The sequence below is a fragment of the Kocuria rhizosphaerae genome (assembly GCF_044462265.1).
Lineage (GTDB): Bacteria > Actinomycetota > Actinomycetes > Actinomycetales > Micrococcaceae > Kocuria > Kocuria rhizosphaerae.
Genome location: NZ_JBISWL010000052.1, coordinates 1 through 24,161 on the forward strand (window position 1 = coordinate 1; position 24,161 = coordinate 24,161).

Genomic DNA, 24,161 nt, shown 5'->3' on the forward strand with positions numbered 1-24,161 from the left:
CCCCGCGGCCGGCGGGAACGCGCCCCCACACCACCCAGCCCCCACAGGGGGACAGAGAGGACACGCACCATGAGCACTGCACTGCGCGTCGCCGTCATCGGCGCAGGCCGCATGGGCGCCGACCACATCGAGCGGATCCACCACCGCATCACCGGCGCCGAGGTCGCGGCGGTCGTCGACATCGACAGGCCCCGGGCCGAGGCCGCGATCGCTCACATCCCCGGTGCCGCGGCCTGCACGAGCTTCCAGGAGGTGATGGACCGCGGGGACGTCGACGCCGTGCTCGTCGCCACCCCGGGTTTCCTGCACGAGGACGTCCTGCTCGCCGCGATCGAGCACGGCCTGCCCACCCTGTGCGAGAAGCCGCTGACCCCGGACGCCGCGTCCTCGTGGCGCGTGGTCCAGGCGGAGGCCGCGGCCGGCCGGAAGCTCATCCAGGTCGGCTTCATGCGCCGCTTCGACGCCGGTTACCGTCAGCTGCGCCGCCTGATCGAGGAGGAGACCTACGGGCAGCTGCTGACCCTGCACCACCAGCACCGCAACCCCACGACCCCCGCGGGCTTCACCAACGAGATGATCATCCACGACACCGTGGTGCACGAGTTCGACGCCGTGCGCTACTTCACGGGCGAGGAGATCACCTCGGTGCAGGTCCGGATCGGCCGGTCCACCCGCAACGCCCCCGAGGGGCAGCGGGACCCCCAGCTCGTGCTCATGGAGACCGAGTCCGGGGTGCTCGCCCAGGTCGAGGCCTACGTCAACGCCCAGTTCGGCTACCAGGTCGCCACGCAGGCGTCCTTCGAGACCGGCATCGTGGGCATCGGCGGGGACACCGAGCCCTACGTCCGCACCGCCGGCACCTGGGGTGGGCGGATCACCCCCGGCTTCGAGGAGCGTTTCCGGGAGGCCTACGACATCGAGCTCCAGGACTGGGCCGACGCCGCCGCCCGCGGTGAGCTCGGCGGACCCTCGGCCTGGGACGGCTACGCCACCGCCGCGTGCTGCGAGGCCGGCGTGCAGGCCCAGGCCAGCGGGGAGACCGTTGCCGTGCGGCTCGAGGAGAAGCCCGACCTCTACCGCTGAGTCCTCGTGCCGAGCCGGCCCCGGGACCTGTCGTGGCCGTGTCCCGGTCCACCCCGGAGGGCGGGTCCCGTGCCTCCCCGGCCCCTCCTCAGCCGTCCCGCGGTCCCGCGCACGAGCTGCGCGGCACCAGCCGGGGGGTCAGCAGCGCGGTCCGCACGGGCTCGGACGGTTCCGTCGCGGTCCGCGCCACGAGGCGCTCGGCCGCGGCGGCCCCGACCTCCGCGTTGCGCCCGTCGACGGTCGTGAGCCGCAGCAGGTGCGTGGCCGCGATGGGGGAGTCGTCGTAGCCGATCACCGACAGGTCCTCCGGCACCCGCAGCCCGCGCTCGCGCGCCGCCGCCAGCGCACCCATGGCCATGGTGTCGTTCGCGGCGAAGAGCGCGGTCGTCCCCGGCGCTTCCCCGAGCAGCCGCAGGGCCGCCCGGTAGCCGTCCTCCTCCGTGGTCGAGCCCTCACCGCGCACCACGGGCGCGCGCAGACCGGCCGCCAGGAGCGACTCCCGGAAGCCCTCGGCCCGCAGCTGCGCCGCCCCGCCGTCGCCGGTGAGGTGGCCGATCCGGCGGTGTCCCAGCTCGAGGAGGTGGTCCGTGGCCAGGCGGCCGCCGAGGCGGTCGTCGTTGGCCACGACGTCCGCGCCCGGCACCTCGCCCCGCCGGCTGCCCGCCACGACGACGGGCAGTCCCGCCGGCACGCGCATGGCCGGTGTCGGCTCCGTCGCGATGACCAGCCCGTCGACCCGCATGGACAGGAAGCCGTCCAGCGGGCTCGCCTCCACATGGGCGTTGAGCGTGCCGTCCGCGACCGCGATCCGGAACCCGTGCGCGGAGAGCCCCTCCTGCAGTCCGCGCAGCAGCCCGACGAACCAGAGGTTGCGGAAGTCGTCCAGGACCACGCCGATGGTCCTCGTCCGCGCGCCGGCCAGGGCCGCCGCCGCCTGGCTGGGCCGGTAGTCCAGGCGGGCCATGGCGTCGAGCACGGCCGCTCGCCGGGCCTCCGAGACGCTGGGGGATCCGCGCAGCACCAGCGACACCAGGGACTTGGACACCCCGGCCGCCGCGGCCACGTCGTAGATCGTGGGTCGGCGCGGTGCCTCCGCTCCTGACACGGTGAACTCCTTCGACAAATTGTCCTGACATATCCCTTGACGGGTTTCACGGCCCATCCTACGCTGTTATGGAGCGCTCCAAAGTGGGGCGTGTCACGCGGCCGCAGCGCTCCGGCAGAGTTGCCCCACCCGCACCGACCCCCTCACCCAGCAGTTCCCAGGAGGAACAATGACCGACAGCATCGGCATCGCCGTCATCGGCGCCGGCATGGCCGGACAGGCCCACGCGGCGGCCTACCGCGTGGCCCCCACGCTCTACGACCCCGTGCTGCCCCCGCTGCGCTACGCCGCCATCGGCGACGTCAACGAGACGCTGGGCGGTCACGTCGCCCGCCGCTACGGCTATGAGAAGGCCGTGGGCTCGTGGGAGGCGATCGCGGAGGACCCGGAGATCGACGTGGTCAGCGTCGTCATCGCCAACCGCTTCCACCGCCAGGTCGTCGAGGGACTGCTGGAGGCCGGCAAGCACGTGCTGTGCGAGAAGCCGCTCAGCGACACCCTCGAGGACGCCCGCGCCATGGCCCGGGCCGCGGACCGGGCCTCCTCCCTCGCCCGGATCGGCTTCACCTTCCGCCGCACCCCCGGCATCGCCGCGATCCGCGACCTCATCCAGGACGGGACGCTGGGGAAGGTCCTGCACTTCAGCGGCCGGTACTGGACCGACTACGGGTTCAACCCGAAGGCGCCCATGAGCTGGCGGTACAAGGGGGGCCCCGGCTCCGGTGCCCTGGCCGACGTCGGCAGCCACCTCTCCTACGTGGCGGAGTTCCTGTGCGGGGACGTCCGCTCCGTGTCCGGGGGACGGCTGGCCACGTCCATCACCGAACGCCCCCTGCCGCTGGGTGCGGTGACGGGGCACCACCTGGTCGAGGTCGGTGACACGTACGAGCCGGTCGGGAACGACGACTACGCCGCCTTCTCCGCCGAGTTCGCCCAGGGCGCGGGCAGCCTGGAGGTCTCGCGCGTGGCGGCCGGGCACCCGAACACCCTGACCTTCGAGGTGTTCTGCGAGAAGGGTGCCGCACGGTTCAACCAGCTGCGCCCGGCCGAGATCGAGCTGTTCCTCACCGAGGGCCCGGAGGCCACCAACGGCTACCGCACCGTCAACCTCGGCCCCGGCCACGCCTACCTGTCGCAGGGACTGGCCATGGACGCCCCCGGGGTGGGCTTCGGCCAGAACGACGCCTTCGGCTACCAGGCCCGCGCCTTCCTCGAGGAGGTCGCCGGCCTGCCGGAGTCGGCCTCCCTGCCCCGCAACGCCTCCTTCGCCGAGGGCGTGCACAACATGGAGATCTTGGAGGCGGCCGTGGAGTCCGCCACCCACCACGGAAAGAAGGTCACCCTGTGAAGCTCGGCGTCTACAACGCGATCCTGCACGACCGGCCCCTGCCCGACGCCCTGAAGGTCATCGCGGACCTGGGGCTGACCGGCATCGAGATCAACACCGGCGGATTCCTCCCGCCCGTCCACGTCCCGAACATGGACCAGATCCTGGAGAGCGACGCAGCCCGCGACGACTACCTCGCGATCTTCGACGGCACCGGGGTCTCGATCGCCGGTCTCAACTGCAACGGCAACCCGCTGCACCCCAAGCGGGCGATCGGCGAGAAGCACGCCGAGGACATCCGCCGCTCCATCCGGCTGGCACACCGCCTGGGCCAGACCCGGGTGGTCACCATGTCCGGGCTGCCGGGCGGGGAACCCGGGGCCACGGTGCCCAACTGGGTGGTCAACGCCTGGAACTCCGGGGCTCTGGACATCCTGGACCACCAGTGGGGCGTCGTCGCCGACTTCTGGCGTGAGACCGACCGCCTGGCCGCCGACCACGGCGTGAAGGTGGCCCTGGAGCTGCACCCGCAGAACGTGGTCTTCAACACGGCCGACGTCCGCAGGCTCGTCGAGCTGACCGGCGCCACCCACGTGGGCGTCGAGCTCGACGCCTCGCACCTGTTCTGGCAGCAGATGGACCCGGTCGCCGTCGTCCGCGAGCTCGGGCCGCTGATCTTCCACGCGGCCGCCAAGGACGTCCGCATCAACACGGAGAACGCCGCGCTCTACGGCGTGCTGGACAACAGCTTCCGCCGTCTCTCGCCCGAGGAGGACCGCACCAACCTCGGCGGCGACGAGTGGGCCAACGAGTGGCCCCAGGACTCGGCCTGGGACTTCGTGGCTCTGGGCCGCGGCCACGACACCGCCTACTGGGCCGAGTTCCTCACGGCCCTCCACGAGGTCGACCCGGAGATGGCGGTCAACATCGAGCACGAGGACGTCTCCCTGGGCCGGATCGAGGGCCTCGAGGTCGCCGCGGGCGTCCTGAAGGACGCCGCCGCGTCCGCCGGCGTCCTGCGCTGACGTCCGCCGGGCCGTCCCGGCCTCCTGCCCACGCACGAGCCCCCTCCGGCGACGGAGGGGGCTCCTGCGTGCGCGCGGACGGCACACGGGCAGAGGGCCCCGCCGTCGGCGGCTGCGACGGCGGGGCCCTGCTGCGGAGGCCGAGCTCAGAACTCCTCGTACTCGTCGGGGTCCTGGCCCCAGATCCGTCCCTGCTCCAGGGCGTCGACGGCCGCCATCTGCTCGGGGGTGAGCTCGAAGTCCAGTTCCCGGTTGGCGCGCCGGCGCTCCGGGTCGGCGGAGGCCGGGATGGGCACGACCCCGTGCTGGACGTGCCACCGCAGCACGACCTGCCCGGGGCCTACGCCGTGGACTCGCGCGGCCTCCGTGACCGCCGGTTCGGCCAGCAGGGTCCCGCCGCGCCCCAGGGGGCTCCAGCTCTCCGTGAGGATGCCGTGCTCGGCGTGGAAGGCCCGCTGCTCCCGCTGGCCGAAGTACGGGTGCAGCTCGATCTGGTTCACGGCAGGGGTCACCCCGGTAGCCTCCTGCAGGCGGGTGATGTGGGCGGGGGTGAAGTTGGAGACGCCGATGGTGCGCACCAGCCCCTCCTCGCGCATCTCGACCATGGCCCGCCAGGTGTCCACGTAGCGGTCGAGGCGCGGCAGGGGCCAGTGGATGAGCAGCAGGTCGATCCGCTCCAGCCCCAGGTTCGCCAGGGAGGTGCGCACGGACGCCCGGGCCCCGTCGTAGCCGTGGTGGCGACCGGGGATCTTGGTGGTCACCACGATCTCCTCGCGTGGGACGGGCGAGCGGGCGACGCCGCGGCCCACGGCCTGCTCGTTGCCGTAGCTCAGGGCGGTGTCGAGCAGACGGTAGCCCAGGTCCAGTGCGTGCTCGGTGATCGCGGCGGAGTCGACCTCCTCGTGCGGGTAGGTGCCGAAGCCGAGGGCCGGCACGGTGGTGCCGTCGTTGAGCGGACGGGCGGGCAGGTCGGTCATGGGTTCCTCACTCGGGTGGATCGGCGGCACGGGGAGTTGCGTCCCCGCGGCCGCGGGTCAGTGTCCTCCGGCCACGGTCTCGGCGGGTGGCGGCACCGGGGCGGCCGCGGACCGGAAGGCGCGGTAGGGTGCCGCGACGTCGCTCGTTCCGGTGGTGTCGCGGCCCAGCGCGGCACCGAGGCTCCAGTCGGCGAGGACCCGGAGCTTCCGCTCCCAGGTCGGCACCGCCGCTCCGTGGTAGCCGCGGTGGGCCAGCCAGGCCGGGGCTCCCTTGAGCTCCAGACCCAGGACCCTGCCCACGCCCCGGTGCTTGCCGAGGCCTGCGACGACTCCGAGGTGGTGGTGCTCGTACTCCTCCAACCGGCCCGTGCCGAACCGGGCACTGTACAGGTTCGCCGCCAGGTGCTTGGCCTGGCGCACGGCGTGCTGGGCGTTGGGCACGCAGTAGCCGCCCACGCCGCCGCCGGTCAGATCGGGGACGGCGGCCACGTCGCCGGCCGTCCAGGCGCCCTCGACGGGCCGGTCCTCGGCGTCGAGGATCCGCAGGGTGGCGTCGGCGGTGATCCGCCCGCGCGGGTCCAGGGGGAAGCCGAAGTGCCGGGCCGCCGGAGCGGCCTGCACCCCGGCCGTCCACAGCAGCGTGTCGGCCGGGAAGCTCTGCACCGGCGTCCTGTCGGGCATGGCGACCAGCTCGACCACCCCGTCCACGGCCGAGGCCAGGGAGGTGTTGAGCAGCACCTCGACGCCGCGGGAGCGCAGGTGCTCGACCACCCACCCGGCCTGCTGCTCGGTGACCTCGGGCATGACGCGGCCCATGGCCTCCACCAGCACGAAGCGCAGCTCCGCCCGGTCGAGTCGCGGATTGGCGGCCACGGCGTGGCGGGCCATGTCCTCGAGCTCGGCGATCGCCTCGATGCCGGCGAAGCCGCCCCCGACGCCCACGACGGTCAGCGCCCGGGCCCGCTCGGGGCTGCCGGGGGGCAGGAGCGAGGCGTGCTCGATGCGCTCCAGCACGCCGTTGCGCAGGGTGAGGGCCTCCTCCACGGTCTTCAGCCCGATGCCGTGCTCGGCCAGGCCCGGGACCGGGAAGGTGCGGGTGACCGCCCCGGCCGCCACCACCACGTCCCGGTAGGGCAGCTCGAAGGAGGTGCCCTCGGAGGCCTCCACGGTCGCGGTGCGCCGGTCGTGGTCGATGGCGGTGACCGTGCCCGTGACGACCTCGGTCCGCGGCAGGTGCCGGCGGTGGGGGACCACGACGTGGCGGGCCTCGACGGACCCCGAGGCCACCTCCGGGAGCAGGGGCTGGTAGGTCATGTACGGCCGCGGGTCCACGAGGGTCACGATGCCGCCGCGGGCGGCGACCTTCTTCTGCAGCTTCAGGGCGACGTAGAGACCGACATAGCCGCCGCCGACGACGAGGACGCGGGAGGGGGTGTCGGAGAACTTCTGTGACGTGAGCATTGTGGTGTACCTGTCGTGACGTCGGTGGGCAGGAGGGGTGCTGGGGCTGTCCGGTGAGGGCCGGGGCGCACTGCCTGCCGGGCCGGGACATCGTGAGCGGAGAGCGTGGCGAAAGGCCGGACGGCCGGCCGCGCCGGAGGCCGTCCGGAGGGGACCTGCGCTGGTGGAGCGCTCCAGGGCGTGCCTCGTCGTAGATTCCACCATATGTCAGGACATATGGGAAGGGGTCTCGAGGTGCCCGGTCATCTCCGGTGCGTCCCGGTGCCCTCGCGGCGTCGCCGTCGCCCGGCCGGTGCCGGCCGGGCCCCGCGCCCGGTGACGTGCTCGGCCGCCGAGGGGGAGAGCCGGAACGCGCTCACGAGGGGGACCAGGAGCAGCGCCGCCATGGCGGCGAAGGCCGCCTGGTACGGGAACAGGTCGCCGGTCCCGGGCAGGGAGCGGGCCGCGGCCGCGGCCAGCTGCAGGGCGAGCGCTCCCACGGCGACCCCCAGCCCCGTGGCCAGCTGCGCAGTGGTGGCGGAGAGGGTGTTGGCCGAGGAAAGCCGTTCCGGCTCCACGTCGGCGAACTGCAGCGAGTTGTAGGCGGTGAAGCCGGCCGAGCGCAGCGCGCCGCTGACCAGCAGGAGCGCGACGACGAGCCACAGGGACATGCCGGGGGAGAGGAACATCAACGCCACCAGGCACGCCGCGCCGCCGGCCACGGAGGCGATGAGGACGTTGCGGAAGCCGAAGCGGCGCAGCAGCGGGGTCGTGGCCGGTTTGATGCCGACGTTGCCGACGAACACCGCGGTGACCAGCAGCCCGGACTCCACGGGTGACCAGCCGAAGCCGTCCTGGAGCAGCAGCGGCAGCAGGAACGGGATCGAGCTCACGACCGCCCGGTAGACGAACCCGCCCGAGTTCGCGGCACGGTAGCCGGCGATCCGGTAGACGCGCAGGTCCAGCAGCGGGGTCGTGGTGCGCAGCAACCACCGGACGCCGACGACCCCGCTGACCGCCGAGGCGCACAGCAGGCCGACCGCGGCCCCGGCCCACTCCGGGTCCGTGATCAGCTCCATCCCCGCGACCAGGCCGAAGACCGCGACGGTGCACCACAGCAGCCCGGGCGCGTCCAGGGGCCGCGGCTCGGTGCCGGTGTCGCGGACGAGCCACAGGGCGGCCGCGAGGGCCGCCACGCCCACCGGGACGTTGACGAGGAAGATCCAGTGCCAGCTCACCCAGGAGGTCAGCAGCCCGCCCACGAGGGGGGCCAGCACGGGAGCGAGCAGCGCGGGCCAGGTGATCCAGGCGATCGCCCGCAGCAGGTCCCGCCGGTCGGTGGCGCGCAGCACGATCAGCTGCCCGACCGGGACCATCATGGCCCCGCCCAGCCCCTGCAGCACCCGCCCGGCCACCAGGGCCGGGAGGCTGCCGCTGGCCGCGCAGAGCACGGAGGCGGCCGTGAAGACGACGATCGACGCGCAGAACACGCGCCGGGGCCCGAAGCGTCCGGCCAGCCATCCGCCCACGGGGATGAAGGTGGCGACCGTGACCAGGTAGACGGTCATCGCGAGGCCGACCTCGGCGCTGCCCACGCCCAGGTCGGCCGCGATGCTGGGCACCGCGGTGACGAGGATCGTGCCGTCGAGGTGCTCCATGAACATCACGGCCGCCACGAGCAGCGCGAGCCTGCGGCTCCACGGGCGGGTGCTCTCGCCGTCCACGGGTCTCCTCGGGGTCCTGGCCGCGCGCCCCGGGCGCGACGACGACGGGCCGCTCAGCGGCCGAACGGCAGCCGGGGGTCGACCGCCGACTCGTCCCAGGCCCGGCGGATCCAGCCGTGGTGCGGGTCGTCGCTGATCAGCCACTCCCGCACGCGGCCGGGGCCCGCCATGACGTTGAGGTAGTACATGTCGTAGCCGGGCGTGGCCATGGCCGGGCCGTGCCAGCCGTAGGGCACGAGGACGACGTCGCCCGAGCGCACCTCGGCGTTGACGTCGATGGGCCGGTCGTCCGAGGCGTAGACCCGCTGGTAGCCCATGGGGTCCGCTCCACCGGTCCCCGAGGCGGGCATCCCGGCCGCGAGCTGCGTCTCGAAGTAGTAGATCTCCTCGAGCGCGGTCTCCCCCTCCTTCTCCTCGTCGTGCTTGTGGGGAGGGTACGAGGACCAGTTGCCCGCGGGGGTGAGCACCTCGCACACGATGAACCGGTCGGCCTCGAGCGCGGCCGGGGTGCCGAAGTTGTGCACCTGACGGGAGCAGTTCCCGGCCCCGCGCAGTTCCACGGGGATCTCCTCGCGGCTCACGTGACGGGTGGGGTAGGACTCCCGGGCGGGTGCCGAGGCGACGGCGACCCGACCCCCCTCCGGCGAGGACAGGGTCAGCCCCCGGCGGATCCCCGTGTAGAGCACGTCCGTGGGCCCCGCGAAGACCGAGGCCCGGCCGGTGAGGTCGTAGCGCTGCCCCCCGGTCTCGGCACGGAAGGAACCCGACAGCGGCACCACGATGCGCTCCTCCTCGGCGGCGTCCAGCACGATCCGGTCGCCGGGGCCGAGGTCGGCCACGCGCAGTCCCGTGTGGGCCCAGCCGGGGGCGGTGGTGGCGGAGTCGTGGCCCCCCAGCGAGACGAACCAGCCGTCCTGGGCGGCGGAGTCCTTCGGGTAGACCCAGTCCGGTCGGGAGTTCGTGGAGTGCATGCGGGAGTTCTCCTCCTGTGTCGTGGTGGCTGTGTCGTGGTGGCTGTGTCGTGGTGGCTGCGTCGTGCTGGACGGGGCGCGGTGGAGCCGTCGGGGCGGAGGGCGGGCGGTCCCGCGCTCAGCGCTGGACGAGGGTCAGCTCGAAGCTGTACTTGTCCGCCCGGTACACGTGCCGGCCGGTCTCCACCGGCCGGCCGAGGTCGTTCATGGCCGTGCGGTGCATGCTCACGAGGGCGGCTCCCGGGACGACCTCGAGCTGCTCCGCCTGGAACGGCGTCGCGTTGACGGCGCCGACCCGCTGGTGGGCCAGCTGGAAGTTGATGCCCTGGGCGCGCATGAGCGCGTACAGGCTGTCGGATTCGAGCCGCTCACGGGAGAGCTCGCACAGCCGGGTGGGGATCCAGTTCTCCATCAGCGCGAGCGGCTTCCCGTCGGTGCTGCGCCGCCGCACGAGGTGGTAGACCTCCTCGCCCGGCTCCAGTCCGAGCAGGAGGGCCTGCTCCTCCTCGGCCGGGACCGTGGCGAAGTCCAGGACGTCGGTCGAGGGCCGGCCGCCGCTGCGCTGGAGGTCCTCGTGGAGGCTCGTGAGGTCCAGGGTGCGGCGCACCTGCGTGCCCACGACCTGGGTCCCGACCCCGCGCTTGCGCACCAGCAGTCCAGCGCGCACGAGCTGGTCCATGGCCTTCCGCATGGTCGGGCGGGACAGGTTCAGGCTGTTCGCCAGGTCGATCTCGTTGTCGAGCTTGGTCCCCGGGGGCAGGACGCCGGTGCGGATGGCGTCCTCGAGTCCCTGCGCCACCTGGTGGTAGAGGGGCACGGGGGAGCTCTTGTCGACCGTGAGTCGGAGCGGGCCGGACATGGGGACCTCCAGGGGTGGGACGAACGGGACGCCGGCTCGTGTGCCGGCGGTCCGCGTGCTGCGGGTGGGTGGCGGGGCCGCGACCGCCGGTGGGCGGAGTCGTGGACGACCTTAACAGTGTGCTGGGCAGCGATGGGCCTCCGGTGGGAGGCCGTGCGTCCCGGGAGCCACGGTGGTCGCCGTGTGATCCCTGACACCCATTGTGTACGTAGTGATGTGAGTATGTCCATACATAGTATTGACTTGCGTGATCCCCTTCACGCAGGATGGTCGCCGGGACGGGGGGCGGAGAAGCGCAGGACCCCCGCGCCGCGGGGAGATCTCCGTGACGGCACGACGCGCGGGCCGACGGCCCTCGCTCCTCGGGCGCCGCGATCCCAGCGCCGGGACGGCCGGCGGCGCCGGACCGGAGGAACCCGCCCACCAACTCGGACCGGTGGGCGGGCGCGACCGCCCGGACGGAGCACCTCCGGTCCCACGCGGGAACCGGCCACCTCGCACCGCGCACACGGTCCTGACCACCGCCGACCGCCTCGGCACCAGGAGACCGCCCCGGTTGCCGGGCCGGGGCACCCGCACACGCACAGGAGGAGCACCGCCCATGACCACCCACCCCGTCCGGATCGGACTGATCGGCGCAGGCCGCATCGGTGCCATGCACGCCGAGAACCTCACGGCCCTGCGCACGCCCGGCGGCGAGCCGGCCGTGCGGCTCCGCATCGCCGACGCCGTTCCGGCGCAGGCCGCCGCCGTGGCGGAACGGGTCGGCGCGCAGGCCCTGCCCTCCGTGCAGGAGCTGCTCGACCACGGCGTCGACGGCCTCGTCGTGGCCACCGGTACGGCCACGCACCCGGACCTGATCCGGCGTGGTCTCGCGGCGGGACTCCCCGTCTTCTGCGAGAAGCCGGTGGCGCTGACGGCGGAGGAGGCGCTGCCGCTGCTCGAGGAGATCGACCGGGTGCGGGGCGTGGTGCAGATCGGCCACCAGCGCCGCTTCGACGCCGGGTATCTCCGGGCCCGCGAGCTGTTCGCCGCCGGGGAGCTGGGCTGGCTGCACACCGTCCGTGCCGTGACCGGGGACATGGCCCCGCCGCCGGTGGATTTCCTCGCGACCTCGGGCGGGCTGTTCCGGGACTGCTCCGTGCACGACGTGGACGTCCTCCGGTGGATCACCGGGCGCGAGGTGGTCGAGGTCTACGCCCGCGGTTCCAACAACGGCGACCCGAGGATCGGTGAGGTCGGCGACGTGGACACGGCCCTCGCCGTGCTGACCTTCGACGACGGCACGGTGGCCACCGTCTCCGCGACCCGCTACAACGGGGCGGGGCACGACGTCCGGCTGGAGCTGCAGGGATCGAAGGGGTCCGTGGCCGTGGGGATGGACGACCACATGGCCGTCCGTTCGGCCGAGCCGGGCGTCGGCTTCCCCTCCGGGCGGCCGCACACGACGTTCCACGAGCGCTTCGCCGAGGCCTACCGGCGGGAGATGGAGGCCTTCGTGCGGGTGGTCCGCGGCGAGATCCCGAGCCCCTGCACGGCCGGAGACGCCGTGGCGGCCTCGCGGGTCGCCGACGCGGCCCAGCGGTCCCTCGAGACGGGTTCGGCGGTCACGGTCACACCGCTGCCGGGTGCCGGGGTCGCAGGTGTGCCGGGCTGAGGATCCGGGTGTCGGGGCCGCGGGAGCGGGCCGAGGACCTGGGTGCGGCGGTCACGGGACCGGGCCGAGATCCTGGGTGCCGGGACCGCGGAGCCGAGGAGCTCGGCGCCGGGGGACGGCCTCGTGCCGTGGAGACCGATGGCCGCGGGAACGGGCGGTAGGAGTCCGCCCGGCGCGGGGAGAGGTGCGCCTCGCTCGGAGGACCCGCGGCCATCGGCAGGCGCTGAGCGCCTCAACGGAGGAGAGCCGTGGGCTGAGCGGCTTTCAGAGCGCGGGTGCCGCGTTCGGTGCACCCCCCAGTGCGTCCGAACGGGTTCTCCCCGTGCAATTTCCCCCATTGCTGTGGTTTGCACCACGTGCGTCACTGTATCCGAACCGGCGCCCGGTGCCCACCAGGTCCGCACGGAATATCTGCCACCAGGGGGCCGACATCGCCCCGACGGTCCGCCGGGGCCACGTCGTGGCGCCGCCCGGGGCGGCCGGGGCCCCGGAAATCCGGGCCCCGCCTGGGCCTTCGTCCGCGGGACCCCGCAGGGACGCGGAAGGACCCGGAACGTCTGTCCCCGAAAGTGTGGACGACTGGAGATGACGTCCGGAACGGCCGGGACGCGTCTCAGCCCACGCTGGTGTTGAACAGCAGCCCGAGCGCGTAGGTGGCGAGCGCCGCTCCGTACCCGATGCCCAGCTGGCGCAGTCCGCGCTTCCACGGGGACGCGCCGGAGAGCAGTCCGACCAGCGCGCCGGTGACGAGCAGGGCGAACCCCACGAGCACGAGTGCGACCACCATGGCGGTCGCACCGGTCAGGCCCACCAGGTAGGGCAGGATCGGGACGAGCGCACCGGAGGCGAAGAAGCAGAAGCTGGAGGCGGCGGCCCCGAGGTCCGTGCCCAGGGCCACGTTCGGTCGCTCCCGCGGCTCGGTCCGGTCCTCGACGGGGTCGCGGAAGGACCGGGACGGGTCGCAGTCGCAGTCGAAGAACCCGAGCCGTTCCGCGGCACGGTGCTCGGCGGCCTCCTCGCTCATGCCCCGCGCCCGGTAGATGAGCACCAGCTCGTTGGCGTCGAGGTCGAGGTTGGGGGCCACGTGCAGCGTCACCTGCGTGGGCCGGGACGCGTCGAGCAGCTCCCGCTGGGAGCGCACGGACACGTACTCGCCCGCGCCCATGGACAGGGCCCCCGCGAGCAGGCCGGCGATTCCCGCGAAGAGGACCATGGCCGGGGCGGTGCCGGTCGCGCCGACCCCCATCACGAGGGCGAGATTGGAGACCAGCCCGTCGTTGGCGCCGAAGACGGCGGCCCGGAAGTTCCCGGAGAGCCGGTTCCGTCCCTCGGTGGCCAGCGCCCGGATGATCTCCTCGTGCACCGCCTCGTCCGCGGCCATGGCGTCGGACGCGTCCCGCTCCTTCTCGTAGGGGGAGCGGCCCTCGGCGCGCTGCAGGAGGGCGAGGACGAAGACGGAGCCGAAGTGCGCCGCCAGGAACGTCAGCAGCCGCGAGTACAGGGACGGGCGGGCCTCGGTGCCCGCGTGGGGCCCGAGCAGGCGTGCCCAGTGCTCGACGTGGCGCTGCTCGCCCTCGGCGATCTGGTGCAGGATCTCCCGCTCCCGCCCGGCGCTGCGGGCGGCGAGCAGCCGGTAGATCCGCGCCTCCGTCCGTTCCTCGGCAAGGTACTTGCGCCAGCGCCGGACCTGGCCGGGATCGGGCGGTTCCGGCCCTCCGGGCGCGGGGACGTCGGGGTCGGGTGCGGGGCTCATGAGGGCCTTCCTCGGGCACGGCTCGCGCGCCGGGCCGGGGTTCGGGGTCGTCCGGTGAAGGTCTCGTTCCCCCGCGGCGGCGGGCGGTCTGCCGGGACTCCTCGTCGAGACCGGGATGTCGACAGGCCGACGGGCGCGCGGCGCCCGGGAACTACTCCCCTTCGCTTCGGGACGAGTCTAGCTCCGCGGTGACCCCGGCCCGTTTCGGTGCACCGAACCCGCCCGTGGCCGGCACAGCACCGCGTAGGCCGCCAGACCGGCGAGGATGCCCCAGAACGCCGAGACGATCCCGAGGGGTGCGATGCCCGAGACCGTGACGACCAGGGTGATGACGGCGGCCTCGAGCACCGCGGGCTGGTGCCGTCCGGGGCTCACGGTGTCGGCCAGGGAGCCCAGCAGCGGACCCAGGAGCGCCACCCCCGCCAGCGCCGTGATCATGCCCGGCGGGATGGCGGAGAAGGCCGTCACGATCGGGGTCGAGAACATCCCGAACACGATGTAGAAGAGCCCGCACGAGATGCCGGCCACGTAGCGGCGCCGGATGTCCGGGTGCGACTCCGGGCTCGTGGCGATCCCCGCGGTCACGGCCGCGAGGTTCAGGGCGTGGCTGCCGAACGGGGCGAAGACGACGGAGGCGACCCCCGAGGCCCCCAGCAGCAGCCGGTCGTCGGCCTCGTACCCGGCGGAGTGCATCATGGCCAGCCCCGGGGCGTTCTGACCCGCCGCGGTGACGATGAGCAGCGGGATGCTGATCCCGACGATCGCCTCCCAGGAGAACGTGGGCATGGTCAGCACCGGCTCGGTCAGCGCCAGGTCCAGGGCCACGGGCTCGATGCGCCCCCGGAGCCCGGCCGTCACCGCACCGAGGAGCAGCGCCGCGAAGACCGCGTAGCGGGGGAGGAAGCGACGCCCCAGCACGTAGCCGACCACCAGGGCCCCCGCGACCCAGGGGTTCTCGACGACGGCCGCGGCCACGTCGACGGAGAACGGCAGGAGCACCCCGGCGAGCACGGCGGCGACGATGGGCCGGGGGACCGCGTTCAGGAGCTTCCCGAACAGCCCGGTGACGCCGAGCAGGAGGCCCAGCACGCCGGTGACGACGTACGCGCCCACGGCGTCCGAGAACGTGTGGTCCCCGAGGGCGGTGATGAGCAGCGCCGCCCCCGGGATGGACCAGGCGACCATGACCGGCTGACGGGTCCACAGGCTCATGACGGCGCACGTGACCCCCGATCCGATCGACATGGCCCAGACCCACGACGACGTCAGCTCGGCGCTCAGCCCGCTCGCCCGGGCCGCCTCGAGCACCACGAGCACGGGACCGGAGTAGGAGACGACGACCGCCACGAGGCCCGCGAGCGTCGCGGAGGCGGACCAGTCCCCGCGCAGCCTCCGCACGGGGCGCTCGGGGGGCACGGTGCTGCTCGGGGGGCGTGAGCTCATGGGCTGCTCCTGGACGGCGGGGCGAGAACCGTCTCAGCCTATGAGCCGCATCACGCCAGGGGAAATATCAGTCGAACATGATTCGGTGTCGTCCGGATATGAGTGGCCGGACCGGGATCAGGAGTCGACGGAGTCCGACGTCGTGCGGGCGCCCCACTGCCGCCGCTCCGGGGCGATGACGGCGCTCTGCTCGCGCGAGGCCGCGGGGAATGAGCCCACGCCCCAGTGGAACCGGTACGGGTCGGAGCAGCCCCAGCCGAAGCGCAGGCCGTCGACGAGCTTCTGCGCGGCATCGGGGAACCCCAGGGGTCCGGTGGTCCACGGCTGGTCCCACGCCGTCGGCTCGTCCCACTCGTCCTCGTGGAAGAAGGTCGCGTCCACGGGCCACGCCGCGTGCACCAGCTGTCCGCCCGAGACCACGGCGCACTCCGCTCCGTGGGGGCCCACACCGGCCCAGGCCACGGGGGCGTCGGACCGGTCGTCGTCGCGCTCGTACTCGACGACCAGGAAGTCGTTCCACGGCAGCCGGGCGAGGACCGTGGCGATCAGTCGCCGGAGGTCCCCCCAGACGTTCTCGTCCACGGCGGTGGTCCCCGTTCCGGCGGCGACGACGCCGATGCCGGCGCGGCCCAGCATCTCCTGCGCCTCCGGCGTGGCCAGGTCGGACCACGTCCTGGTGTCGGCGAAGCCCTCGCCCGTGTGCCCGCCCGCCGGCTGGGCGGCCGACGCGAAGCGCATGGCCTCCTCCCAGGACCCGAAGAACCGGCGCACGCCGTCGAAGTAGGGGCGGCGGGTCCTCCCGGCCTCCTGCTCGATCACCCACCGGCCGTAGCGGGCGGTGGTGGGGTGGTGGCCCGCGCTGCGGCAGTGCATGAGGAAGGCCGTGACCGCCGCACGGTACTCGTCCTCCGTGAACACGTGGTCGGCGGGGACCTCGTGCCCGGCACGCAGGCCGATCCGCTCGAGCGCCACGTCCCAGCGTCCGTCGCCCAGCCGCTGCGAGACCACGCGCTCGGGGGCGGGCCAGTGGTGGGCCAGGTTGCAGAGGAAGTCGGTGTCGGTGCACAGGCCCAGCCGGGCCCGCTCGTAGCCGTGCACGGTGAGCGGGGGGCAGGCGCCGGCGCCGTGGCGCTGCTGGGCGGCGCCGATCAGGCCCAGGGCCCGCCGGGTGGTTTCCCCGTCGGAGTCGGAGAGCGCGAGCAGAGCCGTGACGTCGCGCACCGTCTCGGAGCTGAGGTGCAGCGCCGCGTGGTCCGGGTCGGGGGTCAGTCCCAGGTGCTGGGCGACGGCGAGCCACACGCCGGCGGCCACGGCCCCGTCGTTGAGCGCCGGCGCGGTGGACTCGTGCGGGAAGACCTGGCCCAGGTGGGCGATCGCCGCGTCCAGCAGGGCCGGGGACTCCTCCGGGAAGAGGAGCTGGAAGCGCAGGCGGACCTGGCCGCGGGTCAGGCCGCGGTCGGCCATGGCGCGGATGAGGGAACCGTAGCGCTGCACGAAGGCTGCGAGGCCCGCCACGGCGTGGGGCATGGAGGGTCCTCCGGTCGGCTGGTGGTCACGGCCCCGGCGTCGAGGCCGGGGAGCAGGGGTACGTCGCCGCAAGGGGCGCACTTCCGATGCTAGCCGGGCTCCGCGGGGGTGCCGCGCGTACCCGACGATTATGACCGGCTGATGACGTCGGCGCTACCGTCCGGTCACGGCCCGGGGCGTCCCGGCGGGGTCTCCGCCCACGTCGGGACGGCGTGTCACGGGGCCAGCAGCTCGCGGATGTCGTCGGCCGTCAGGCCCGCGGAGAACATCCGGTCGTCGTCCAGCACGGCGGTGAACAGCCGGGCCTTGCGCGCCTTGAGCTCCATCACCTTCTCCTCGATCGTGTCCCGCGCCACGAGCCGGTAGACCATGACCTTCTTCTGCTGGCCGATCCGGTGGGTCCGGTCCACCGCCTGTTCCTCGGTGGCGGGGTTCCACCACGGGTCGAGGAGGAAGCAGTAGTCGGCCCGGGTGAGGTTCAGGCCGAAGCCGCCCGCCTTGAGGCTGACCAGGAAGACGGGGACCTCGCCGGAGGTGAACCGCTCGAGCACACGCGCGCGGTCGGTGGTCGAGCCGTCGAGGTAGGCGTAGGGGATCCGCAGCTCGTCCAGGCGGGCGGCGGCCTTCTTGAGGAAGCTCGTGAACTGGCTGAACACGAGCGGGTGGTGGCCCTCCGCCACGATCTCGGGCAGGTGCTCGAAGAGCAGGTCGAGCTTGCTCGAGGAGACCTCCGCCTCGGGGTCCACGAGCGAGGCGTCGAGGCTGAGCAGGCGCAGGGTCGTCAGGGACCGGAAGATCGTGAACCGGTTGCGGTCCAGGTCGCGCAGCAGACCGAGGACCTTCTGCCGCTCACGCTGCAGGCGCGTGTCGTAGAGCCGCCGGTGCGCGGGGGAGAGCTCCACCTCGATGGTCTGCTCCAGCTTGGGCGGCAGCTCCAGGTCCACGGACTCCTTGGTGCGGCGCAGCATCAGGGGCCGCACGCGGCGGCGCAGGCGCGCGAGCGCCGCGGCGTCCTCCCCGCGCTCGATGGGGCGCTGGTAGGCCTCCGTGAACCTCCGCCGGGACGGGAAGAGCCCCGGGGCGGTGAGGGACAGCAGCGCCCACAGCTCCACCAGGCTGTTCTCCAGCGGGGTGCCCGTGATGGCCAGCGTGAACGAGGTGTCGAGCTCCTTCACCGCCCGGTGGGCCTTGGTCCGGGGGTTCTTCACGAACTGCGCCTCGTCGAGGAGCACACCCGCCCAGGGGAGCGCCCGGTAGGCGGTCTCGTCGAGGCGCAGGAGCGTGTAGGAGGTCACGACCACGCGGGCGCCGGAGGCGGTGTCCGCCAGCTCGGTGCCACCCTTCGCCTGGGTGTCGCGCACGCCCGCGACCGTCAGCGTGGGCGCGAAGCGGCGCACCTCCGCGACCCAGTTGGGCACCACGGAGGTGGGTGCGACCACCAGGAACGGGGGCAGGCCGGGGTCGCGCTCGACGGCGCGGCAGATCAGGGCGATGGCCTGCACCGTCTTGCCCAGCCCCATGTCGTCGGCGAGGATCCCGCCCAGGCCGTGGTCCCACAGCATGCTCAGCCACGCGTAGCCCTCGCGCTGGTAGGGGCGCAGCTCGGCGTGCAGGGAGGCGGGCACCGGAGGGGGCTCGGCCGTCCCCAGCTCGAGCAGCGAGCGCACGCTCGCGCGCCACGCCTCGGCCTGGTCCGTGTCGGTCGCCAGCTCCTCGAACTCCTGCCACAGCCCGGCCTGGTGCCGGTGGATGCGCAGCGGCCCGTCGGCAGAGTCCTGCAGGGCGCGGGCCTCGGCGATCAGCTCGCGCAGCCGGTCGAACTCGGGGCGCTGCAGGGAGAACCACGACCCGTCCGGGGCCAGCATGACGTCCTGGCCGAGGTCGAGGGCGCGGAAGACATCGGCGAAGGGGATGTAGAACTCGCCCACCTTGACCGTGACGCCCAGGTCGAACCAGTCGCGGCGTTCGGTGGACGCCGTGCTCACGGTGATGGTGGGCGGGTCGGCGATCTGCTGGTACGCCCGCCGTCCGCCCGTGTGCTCGATCCTGAGGTCCTGGACCTTCGCCAGCGCGGGCAGCCACTCCCGCACGAGGACGAGCGCGTCCTCCGCGACGTAGGCCGAGCGCCGGAAGTCCACTCCCGGGGCACGGTGGCGGACCGCGGCGGTGACGGCCGTCTCCCAGGAGGACTCGCGGTGCACGGGCTCGTCGGCCAGGGGGTCGAGCGGACGGAAGGGCAGCCGGACCCGCTCCCGGCCCTTCTGGTACTCCCACTCCCACCGGACGCGGATCGTCAGCTCCTGGTGCTCGAGGGTGAGCACGAGCTCGGGGTCCGCGACCTGCGGGAGCTCGATGGAGCCGTCCCCGTTGTCCACGTCCATGCTCCGGTGCAGCCGGGGGAAGTACCGGTCGAAGAACACCTCGACCTCGTCCTCGGGCACGGTGAGCCCGCCCGCGGTGTCGAGGAACCGGCGCTGCTCCCGGGTCAGCCGCGTCGCGAGGGGCACGAGGTGCAGCGGGAAGACGTTGAGGTCCTCGGTGTCGGCGACCGCCTGCGGGTCTCCGTCCGGGTGGAACAGCCCGTGCCCGGGATCCCCGATGATCCGCGCCGTCCCGAGCGCGATCCGACGGCCCCCGCTGTCCACCGTCGGGCGCAGCTCCAGGTCCTTGCCGGGCCCGCGGACGACGTCGACGTGGAAGCGGCCGGGCTCCTCCAGGGTCACGGGCAGCCCGTGCTCCCGGCCGACCAGGGAGATCCCGGCGTCCTGCGCACGGGCGAGGATGCCCCACAGCAGGGGGGAGGCGTAGGAGTCCAGCCGTATCCAGTGCCGGTCGTGCACCGCGTAGGGCGAGCGCGTGGCGCTGAGCGCTCGCAGCTCGTCGAACCAGTCCGCCTGCGCGGGGGTCGGCGACCAGCCCTCGGGCCCTCCGGTCACCGACTCCCAGTCGAGGCCGCCCTTGATCCACCCTCCGCGGCGGCCCCGCCGGACCGGTCGCACGTAGAGGTGCCACGGGGCCCCCGCCCGGCCGGTGCCGTGCACGTACCGGTACGGCTCCCGGCGCAGGTCGAACTCGAGCGCCACCCCGGCGGGCTGCTCGGGCGGCGGCGCGGCCGGTCCGGGCCCGCCCAGGATCTCGGACAGGGTGTCCTTCCAGTCCGGGGCCGCGTCCTGGGCCCGCCCACCGGCGTCCCCGGGGGCCGCACCGTCCGCCGGACGGTGCGCCCGGACCGCCGTCTCGAAGTTGTGGCGCAGCACCGTGGCCACGGCGTGCTTGCAGAAACCCCCTGCGGGGCACGTGCACCACGCCGGCCCGGGCGTCCCGTCGGCCCCGACGCGCACGGTCGTGGAGTACACGCCGCCGGCGCCGTGCACCTCGGCGGAGAGCGTGCCGGCGCCGTCGGCGCCCGGGGACCACTGCACGGAGCGCACGCGGCCGGAGCGGAAGTACTCCTGGCCACGCCGGAGGACCGCGGGCCCGGAGACGGCCACGAGCCGCCGGGAGTCCACGAGAGGGCCGGGAGGGGAGTGCATCCCTCCACCGTATCCGGACGTGCGGGTCCCCGCCGAGCGTGCGGCGGCCGGCTCCGGCCTCCCTATAATCGACGGGACCCCTCGAACGACGACAGCGGCCCCGAGTGCGGCCGCGGACGGAGGACTCGTGCCCGACGCCGCTGGGCTCCACCTCGGAGACCACGACATTGCCGACAGCGCCGAGGAGGTCGCCCATCTCCGCTGGAACGACGCCGTCGCCGCAGCCTTCTACGGGACCGACCGGGCGGGGGAGCTCGTCCACCTCGACCTCGACGACCGCACGCTCGCGGCCATCGGGGAGGAGCACGGCCTGGACGGGCCCTCGACCCTGCGGGCGATCGCCGACTCCGTGACGCCGCTGCTGGTCACCGGGGAGGCGCGGCGCTCCGTGTTCGAGACCTTCAACCGGCTCACGGCCCAGTGGTACCGGGCGACCCGCCGCAGCCTGGACTCGATCGCCGAGATCCCCCCGCCGCCCGTCGTCGCCCTCCTGGCTCTCTTCGCCCTCGCGGGGCGGCACATGTCCACGCTCGCCGCGCGGACGGGCAACAAGTCCGTCTCGGCCTTCTACCTGCCCCTGGCCGTGCTCCTGCAGGCCGGCCCGGACAACGCGAAGGCACTGGAGTCCTCGTTCAAGAAGGACACCGAGGCGTACTGGGACGCCCTGCGCTACTGGCTCGAGCTGCGCGACGGCGAGATCGGGCTGCCCACGGCCTACGCCGTGGCCCAGCGGCCCGTGGGCCTCGCGCTGTCCCAGACGCTGTTCGGGGAGGCCGAACGGCGCCAGCTGCACCGGATGTTCGAGGACCTGGGCATGACCACCGCCCAGGGGCTCTCCGCCGCCGAGCTCGGCGTCTACGTCGACTTCTGGCTCGACCTCGCCGACACCAAGGCCTCCAAGGCCATGAAACAGGTCTGGGCGAACCCCCTCACCCGGGAGCCCGCGCTCGAGATCGCCCTGGCGGAGCTCTCGGTGTGGGAGCAGTCCCGCGAGCAGGCCCGGGCCGAGGTGCGCGCCCAGGGCCGGGGGCCCGGCCGCAGCGCCGTCAAGCCCTGCTCCCTGTCCCTCGTGGACAGCACGGACTACGTGGGCAACCCCGTGTTCGAGCTCGGCTTCGTCCTGCCCAAGCGCTTCCTGACCGGGCGGGAGGTCGAGCTCGAGACGACGGCCGGTCCGCGCACGGTGTTCCTCTCCTTCATCGGGGACGCCTACCTCGGGGTCTCGGCCTACACGGCGCGGATGGACCCCGGGACGCTGCTGAGCGGTGCGCTGCGGCTGAGCGCGGGCGACGTGCGCTTCGAGCGCAACCCGCGCCCCGTCGTCGTCTTCGCCAAGGACGGGTTCTCGGACTCGTTCGTCTCCGTGGACCACATCCCCGCGGCCTGGCCCTGCCGGATCATGGTCCGGGACGAGCCGGAGTGGATCGCCCAGATCAAGCGGATCCTCGACGACTCCGCGTCCCCGGACTACCGCTTCGTCGAGGCGGGGACCCACGGCCTCGCCGAGGGCTGGGTGATGTTCGACGACGTCCAGGTGCTGCGGGCGGGCAACCCCGAGCTGACGGCCAACGACAACTTCTCCGGGCTCGTGCCCCGCCTGGTCCCGGCCGTCACCCTCTCCGGGGGCCTGCGCATCCCGGGGCACGTGGCGCGGTGGTCCGCGCTGCGGCCCCCGCAGGTGACCGTCACCGCGGACTCGGACACGCCCCTGAGTGTGGAGTGCGAGTGGCGCAATCCGCACTCGTTCCGGCTCGAGCGGGCGAAGCTCGTCGAGTCCCGGGTCCCCCCGTTCCAGATCTCCCTCGAGGGCACCCGGATCGCCCGGCCCGACGGGACGCTCAAGCCCAACGACTACACGCTCGTGCTCAAGGCCGGACGCACCGTCAAGCAGCGCCGCGAGTTCAAGCTCCGGGACTCCTCCTTCTACCTCACCCAGCGCTCGCTCGGCTACGAGGGGGAGCTGGTCCACGCCGAGGACGAGCCGCTGTGGCCGGTGACCGCGGCGACGGTCGGCGAGCTGCCGGCCCAGTACGTGCAGGGGGCCTTCGACAACCTGCCCCCGCGGGAGGTCGCCGGGGAGCACGTGGTCCCGGAGACCCCCGGCTGGCACTCCTCCGAGGGGCAGCTGCTGCTCGAGCGCACCAACGTGCTGCCCGAGCCGGAGGGCCCCTCCTGCCTGGACACCGGCCGGCACCGGATCCTGCTCCCCGCGATGGAGCCCAAGGCCCGGGCACCGTGGATCTTCGGGCAGTGCGCCCAGTGCGGACTGCAGAAGCGCTACCCCGGCCGGTTGACCAAGCCCTCGGCGGTCACCCCCACCGGCTCCGTGGAGGCCCTGCGCTTCATCGGCGCGGACGAGGGGGAGTACCCCGCGTCCTGGGCCCCGTTCCGCGACGCGCTGACGTTCCTGGGCGGGGGCAAGCGTTCGAGCCTGTCCATCGTGGCCCGGCAGCTGGAGGACTCCGAGCGCTTCGAGGAGTGGTTCGTGGGCCATCTGCAGGCCCTCGGCTTCCTCGAGGTGCTCCGCGACGAGCACTGGACCGTGCGCCGCTGGCAGGTCTGCGGCCCGTCGCTGACCGGGCTGGTCGACGGCTCCGTGCTCCTGACCGGCGGGTGGACCCCCGAGCAGGAGGCCGTGGTCGCCGAGGCCGCCGCCGCGCAGGACGCCTCCGTGGTGGTGCTCTCCCCGGAGGACCACGCGACCACGCTCCTTCAGGACGTGGACCTCGAGGCGCTGGGGGCCGCCCTGCCTCCCGGCCTGTGCACCGTCGTGCCCGACGCCGGGCCCGCGATGCTCGAGACCCTGCCGCCGCTCTCCGAGGTGGAGCGGCACCTGCGCCGCTCGGAGATGCAGTACAACGGGGTGGCCGAGCGCTTCGTGCCGGAGGACGCGACGTGGGAGGCCACCGAGGACCGGGACCGGCCGGGGCTCTACCGGGTCAACCACCACCACCGGACCCGGTACGCGTTCCGCACCCCCGAGGACGTCGCCTCCGGGCACGCCCGGTTCGTGGCCTCCGGGATCGGCAAGCACTTCGCGGCCCGGCAGGCCGGCGTGCCCATCGTCTCCTACGACCCGGAGCTCGAGCTGCTGTCCGTGCCGATCGGGGCGGAGCTCGCGGGCCTGTACGCCCGCGCCGCCGTGCTGTGCTCGGGCATGCTCCCGGCCAAGGTGGACGAGGACTTCTCCCTGAACTACGGGGACGTCTCACCCGGCTTCGCCCAGGCGCTGGTGGACCGGCTCATGAGCTGATCCGCACCGGGCGCACCTGCCCCGCCCGCGGCGGGGCGGGGTAGGTGCGCCCGCGGAACTCGTGTACAGTGGGGCGGAGTTGTTGAGGTTGTCGTTTTTGGATTTCAAGCAGTTCGGCCCGCTCGGGTGCAGCAGTTTTTTCTGAGAAGACGTTTTCCAAGCATCACAACTGTCGTGTTTCTCGAACGTCGGGAAACGTTCATCTCATGAAGGATCAGGTCTCCCATGACTACCGGTATCGTCAAGTGGTTCAACGCTGACAAGGGCTTCGGCTTCATCACCCCCGAGGACGGCTCCAAGGACGTCTTCGCCCACTTCTCCGCGATCAACTCCGGCGGCTTCCGCTCGCTGAACGAGAACGACCGCGTCGAGTTCGAGACCCAGGACGGCCCCAAGGGCCCCCAGGCCGCGAACATCACCGTCATCTCCTGACACAGTGCGCACGGGCTCCCCGCCCGCGCGCCGCACGCGGAACCGCCGCCGG

16 protein-coding genes are annotated in these 24,161 nt (G+C 73.3%); 6 read left to right on the forward strand and 10 right to left on the reverse strand.

Going from position 1 to position 24,161, the window contains the following annotated elements; all coding sequences use genetic code 11:
- Positions 1–69: 69 nt before the first annotated feature.
- On the forward strand, positions 70–1,083 hold the full coding sequence (locus ACH9EU_RS06140) for a Gfo/Idh/MocA family oxidoreductase (RefSeq protein WP_396413057.1): 1,014 nt from the start codon (positions 70–72) through the stop codon (positions 1,081–1,083).
- Between the two features lie 88 nt (positions 1,084–1,171).
- Here the strand turns inward: ACH9EU_RS06140 and ACH9EU_RS06145 are convergent, their stop codons facing one another.
- On the reverse strand, positions 1,172–2,188 hold the full coding sequence (locus tag ACH9EU_RS06145) for a substrate-binding domain-containing protein (protein ID WP_396413058.1): 1,017 nt from the start codon (positions 2,186–2,188) through the stop codon (positions 1,172–1,174).
- Between the two features lie 169 nt (positions 2,189–2,357).
- On the opposite strand from ACH9EU_RS06145, the gene ACH9EU_RS06150 reads away from it, so the two are divergent.
- Both ACH9EU_RS06150 and ACH9EU_RS06155 read left to right on the forward strand, forming a co-directional pair.
- Positions 2,358–3,536 carry a Gfo/Idh/MocA family oxidoreductase gene (locus ACH9EU_RS06150; protein ID WP_396413059.1) on the forward strand — a complete coding sequence of 393 codons (1,179 nt, stop codon included), beginning with the start codon at positions 2,358–2,360 and terminating at the stop codon, positions 3,534–3,536.
- The gene (locus ACH9EU_RS06155) at positions 3,533–4,540 is read left to right on the forward strand and encodes a TIM barrel protein (protein WP_396413060.1); all 1,008 of its coding nucleotides are present in this window, start codon (positions 3,533–3,535) and stop codon (positions 4,538–4,540) included. The genes ACH9EU_RS06150 and ACH9EU_RS06155 overlap by 4 nt, the downstream gene beginning before the upstream one ends.
- A gap of 146 nt (positions 4,541–4,686) precedes the next feature.
- Here ACH9EU_RS06155 and ACH9EU_RS06160 read toward each other — a convergent pair whose 3' ends face one another.
- The 5 genes from ACH9EU_RS06160 to ACH9EU_RS06180 all read right to left on the reverse strand — a co-directional run bounded on the left by ACH9EU_RS06160 (position 4,687) and on the right by ACH9EU_RS06180 (position 10,511).
- Positions 4,687–5,517 (reverse strand): aldo/keto reductase, encoded by an 831-nt coding sequence (locus tag ACH9EU_RS06160; RefSeq protein ID WP_396413061.1) that lies wholly within the window; start codon positions 5,515–5,517, stop codon positions 4,687–4,689.
- 57 nt (positions 5,518–5,574) lie between these two features.
- Entirely contained in the window at positions 5,575–6,978 is a 1,404-nt protein-coding gene (locus tag ACH9EU_RS06165; protein ID WP_396413062.1) for an FAD-dependent oxidoreductase, read from the reverse strand.
- Between the two features lie 242 nt (positions 6,979–7,220).
- Entirely contained in the window at positions 7,221–8,681 is a 1,461-nt protein-coding gene (locus ACH9EU_RS06170; RefSeq protein ID WP_396413063.1) for an MFS transporter, read from the reverse strand.
- Positions 8,682–8,734: 53 nt separating this feature from the next.
- The gene (gene iolB, locus ACH9EU_RS06175; RefSeq protein WP_396413064.1) at positions 8,735–9,652 is read right to left on the reverse strand and encodes a 5-deoxy-glucuronate isomerase; all 918 of its coding nucleotides are present in this window, start codon (positions 9,650–9,652) and stop codon (positions 8,735–8,737) included.
- Between the two features lie 118 nt (positions 9,653–9,770).
- Positions 9,771–10,511, reverse strand: a complete 741-nt coding sequence (locus tag ACH9EU_RS06180) for a UTRA domain-containing protein (RefSeq protein ID WP_396413065.1) — start codon at positions 10,509–10,511, stop codon at positions 9,771–9,773.
- A gap of 601 nt (positions 10,512–11,112) precedes the next feature.
- Between ACH9EU_RS06180 and ACH9EU_RS06185 the strand changes: the two genes are divergently transcribed.
- The gene (locus ACH9EU_RS06185) at positions 11,113–12,168 is read left to right on the forward strand and encodes a Gfo/Idh/MocA family protein (protein WP_396413066.1); all 1,056 of its coding nucleotides are present in this window, start codon (positions 11,113–11,115) and stop codon (positions 12,166–12,168) included.
- 613 nt (positions 12,169–12,781) lie between these two features.
- On the opposite strand, the gene ACH9EU_RS06190 is transcribed toward ACH9EU_RS06185, so the two are convergent.
- The 4 genes from ACH9EU_RS06190 to ACH9EU_RS06205 all read right to left on the reverse strand — a co-directional run bounded on the left by ACH9EU_RS06190 (position 12,782) and on the right by ACH9EU_RS06205 (position 20,424).
- The gene (locus tag ACH9EU_RS06190) at positions 12,782–13,921 is read right to left on the reverse strand and encodes a VIT1/CCC1 transporter family protein (protein WP_396413067.1); all 1,140 of its coding nucleotides are present in this window, start codon (positions 13,919–13,921) and stop codon (positions 12,782–12,784) included.
- Positions 13,922–14,098: 177 nt separating this feature from the next.
- Positions 14,099–15,364: a benzoate/H(+) symporter BenE family transporter gene (locus tag ACH9EU_RS06195; RefSeq protein ID WP_396413068.1), complete on the reverse strand. Its 1,266-nt coding sequence runs from the start codon at positions 15,362–15,364 to the stop codon at positions 14,099–14,101.
- Between the two features lie 117 nt (positions 15,365–15,481).
- Positions 15,482–16,891: a TY-Chap domain-containing protein gene (locus ACH9EU_RS06200; RefSeq protein WP_396413069.1), complete on the reverse strand. Its 1,410-nt coding sequence runs from the start codon at positions 16,889–16,891 to the stop codon at positions 15,482–15,484.
- Between the two features lie 215 nt (positions 16,892–17,106).
- Positions 17,107–20,424, reverse strand: coding sequence for a DEAD/DEAH box helicase (locus ACH9EU_RS06205; RefSeq protein WP_396413070.1), 3,318 nt, complete (start codon positions 20,422–20,424; stop codon positions 17,107–17,109).
- Positions 20,425–20,551: 127 nt separating this feature from the next.
- Here ACH9EU_RS06205 and ACH9EU_RS06210 point away from each other — a divergent pair, with 127 nt between their 5' ends.
- Both ACH9EU_RS06210 and cspE read left to right on the forward strand, forming a co-directional pair.
- Positions 20,552–23,677 (forward strand): hypothetical protein, encoded by a 3,126-nt coding sequence (locus tag ACH9EU_RS06210; protein WP_396413071.1) that lies wholly within the window; start codon positions 20,552–20,554, stop codon positions 23,675–23,677.
- Positions 23,678–23,902: 225 nt separating this feature from the next.
- The gene (gene cspE / locus ACH9EU_RS06215; RefSeq protein ID WP_047804984.1) at positions 23,903–24,109 is read left to right on the forward strand and encodes a transcription antiterminator/RNA stability regulator CspE; all 207 of its coding nucleotides are present in this window, start codon (positions 23,903–23,905) and stop codon (positions 24,107–24,109) included.
- The last annotated feature ends 52 nt before the right edge of the window (positions 24,110–24,161 follow it).

Bases quoted from the DNA above. Each gene is read 5' to 3' on its own strand.
- ACH9EU_RS06150 (WP_396413059.1), top strand. From the start codon at position 2,358: ATGACCGACAGCATCGGCATCGCCGTCATCGGCGCCGGCATGGCCGGA.
- ACH9EU_RS06160 (WP_396413061.1), bottom strand. From the start codon at position 5,517: ATGACCGACCTGCCCGCCCGTCCGCTCAACGACGGCACCACCGTGCCG.
- ACH9EU_RS06200 (WP_396413069.1), bottom strand. From the start codon at position 16,891: ATGCCCCACGCCGTGGCGGGCCTCGCAGCCTTCGTGCAGCGCTACGGT.
- cspE (WP_047804984.1), top strand. From the start codon at position 23,903: ATGACTACCGGTATCGTCAAGTGGTTCAACGCTGACAAGGGCTTCGGC.
- ACH9EU_RS06140 (WP_396413057.1), top strand. From the start codon at position 70: ATGAGCACTGCACTGCGCGTCGCCGTCATCGGCGCAGGCCGCATGGGC.
- ACH9EU_RS06165 (WP_396413062.1), bottom strand. From the start codon at position 6,978: ATGCTCACGTCACAGAAGTTCTCCGACACCCCCTCCCGCGTCCTCGTC.
- ACH9EU_RS06195 (WP_396413068.1), bottom strand. From the start codon at position 15,364: ATGAGCTCACGCCCCCCGAGCAGCACCGTGCCCCCCGAGCGCCCCGTG.
- ACH9EU_RS06190 (WP_396413067.1), bottom strand. From the start codon at position 13,921: ATGAGCCCCGCACCCGACCCCGACGTCCCCGCGCCCGGAGGGCCGGAA.
- ACH9EU_RS06185 (WP_396413066.1), top strand. From the start codon at position 11,113: ATGACCACCCACCCCGTCCGGATCGGACTGATCGGCGCAGGCCGCATC.
- ACH9EU_RS06180 (WP_396413065.1), bottom strand. From the start codon at position 10,511: ATGTCCGGCCCGCTCCGACTCACGGTCGACAAGAGCTCCCCCGTGCCC.
- iolB (WP_396413064.1), bottom strand. From the start codon at position 9,652: ATGCACTCCACGAACTCCCGACCGGACTGGGTCTACCCGAAGGACTCC.
- ACH9EU_RS06205 (WP_396413070.1), bottom strand. From the start codon at position 20,424: ATGCACTCCCCTCCCGGCCCTCTCGTGGACTCCCGGCGGCTCGTGGCC.